Source organism: Siminovitchia fortis, assembly GCF_003605365.2.
GTDB classification, from domain to species: domain Bacteria; phylum Bacillota; class Bacilli; order Bacillales; family Bacillaceae_C; genus Siminovitchia; species Siminovitchia fortis.
The window spans coordinates 1-1,883 of record NZ_QYTU02000085.1 but is presented as its reverse complement, the minus strand read 5'-3'; the positions used below and the strand labels follow the sequence as shown (position 1 = coordinate 1,883).

The following is a 1,883-nucleotide window of genomic DNA, read 5'->3' as shown; positions in this document are numbered from 1 at the left end:
GTGTCCTAAATATTGACGTAGATCCAGAATCTTTAAGTTTGGTAGATTAATCATATTTGTTAACATTTTACTTTCCTTTCAGGACACTTCATTTTTACCAATATGAATAGAAAGAAATTCAAAAAGAGCTGCCGAAACAGCCCTTTGATTTCATATCTTTGGTCAACTAGGTGGAAGGGAATCAAACATTTTAAAAAAGGATACCATTATTATTTATATTATTTGGTATTGGTTCTATTTAATATTTGCCATATAACTAGCTGCTACTTTATTTAGAAAGTAAGTGTAACCCACTTGCCATTGCTCAAGCATATTTCTATGAAAGTCGTCAACGATGAAAAACTCAGTCTGATTTAGAAAGTCTTGCGGCGTTGATGGATGACCTTTTTTTTCTAAAAAGGATAAATGTTCTTTTACACGATCCAAAACTTTTGAATCATTTGGAGAGAAACCTTCTTGTAAGAAATGAATCATATCTTCATTAAATGACTGTGCTTCCATGGCAGAGTCGTTCATCGATTCTACATCAATTGTCTGATTTAAGTCAAAATCATATTCTTCTTTCAAATGTTCGTTTTGGTCTTTTAAGGCTTCTTGCCATTCGTCTTCAGTTTCAAAACCTTTAAACATGGTTTCCATATCTATATCGACTCCTTCTTTGGTATTTTTAATAGAGGAATTGATCGTCCTGATTAGTCCTTTAAATCGATCAATTTTTTGTTCTAGTAAATATTTTTGTTGAATCAACGTATTTTCCCTGTTGATTTCACCATCTAATAATTGTTTTATTTCCTTGAGAGGAAAATCCAACTCTTTATAAAAAAGTATTTGCTGTAATCGTTCTAAATCTTTTTTTCCATATAGGCGATATCCGGCTTCTGTCGTCTGCTCCGGAATCAAAAGACCTATTTTGTGGTAATGGTGTAATGTCTTTACTGTGGTATGAGCTAGTTTTGCAACTTCATGAACGGTATACATTTCTTCTCCTCCTTTCAATGCTCTTTATACTAAAGTATCCTCTAAGGTAAGAGTCAACACATTTATTTCACTATTTTCTTTGAACATCATACGTGAATTTACAAAAGAAAACAGCCATAACAAGACATGAAACAATCAGTAAATAGTAGTTAATTGCGGGAGAATGGTTGAAAGTAGATTGTGATGCTCTAACTACCCAGTCAACTGGATTTACTTTTGAGAGGATACTTATATACTTTGGTAATAAATTGCTTGGCATAAAGGCAGAAGACAAAAAAATCAATGGGAAAGAGAAAAACTGCATGACAGTGATCATCGTTGAGTGCTTTTTGGTTAGAACGGCAATTCCAATTGAAATAGATCCGATTAGACACGAAAATAATGCTGGTGTAGCAAGAAAAAGAATTGGTGAAACGATTCCCATTGGAAGTCTGAATCCCATAAAATAGCCAATAATCACTAGCAAAGTGGATTGGATCAATTGAAAAGTGAAAATGTAGACTAAATCACCAATGATGAAAATTAAGTTATTCTTCGGGGCGATTAAATATCGGTTAAATATTCCTTCTCTCATATCATCTAAAGTACTCATTCCTAAATATATTCCGCCAAATAAAGCATTCATGATCAGAATTCCCGGTAAAATATACGATACATAATTGGATTCTTCAAATCCACTAACGGAAGATATGCTTGAAAATATCGTTCCAAACAGCACTAGGAAAATCAATGGTTGGAACATTGAAATGATAATTGCTATTGGATTTTTAATTAGCGGTGTTAGCCTCTTTTTTGATAATAACAAAACGAATGTTATGTTATTCATTGTTCTGCTCCTTTCTCATTAAAGTTTATTAAATAAACGTCATTTAACGTTGTGTGTAGTGCAAAATAAAAGTGCAGAG

General features: G+C 32.7%; 2 protein-coding genes. Both read right to left on the bottom strand.

What is annotated here, in order from left to right; genetic code table 11:
- Nucleotides 1–234: 234 nt before the first annotated feature.
- Nucleotides 235–978: a MerR family transcriptional regulator gene (locus D4N35_RS17680; protein ID WP_120076018.1), complete on the bottom strand. Its 744-nt coding sequence runs from the start codon at nt 976–978 to the stop codon at nt 235–237.
- Between the two features lie 70 nt (nt 979–1,048).
- On the bottom strand, nt 1,049–1,804 hold the full coding sequence (locus D4N35_RS17675; protein WP_120076016.1) for an ABC transporter permease: 756 nt from the start codon (nt 1,802–1,804) through the stop codon (nt 1,049–1,051).
- Nucleotides 1,805–1,883 lie beyond the last annotated feature (79 nt).

Excerpts from the sequence above, each read along its gene's own strand:
- D4N35_RS17675 (WP_120076016.1), bottom strand. The coding sequence starts at position 1,804 with ATGAATAACATAACATTCGTTTTGTTATTATCAAAAAAGAGGCTAACA.
- D4N35_RS17680 (WP_120076018.1), bottom strand. The coding sequence starts at position 978 with ATGTATACCGTTCATGAAGTTGCAAAACTAGCTCATACCACAGTAAAG.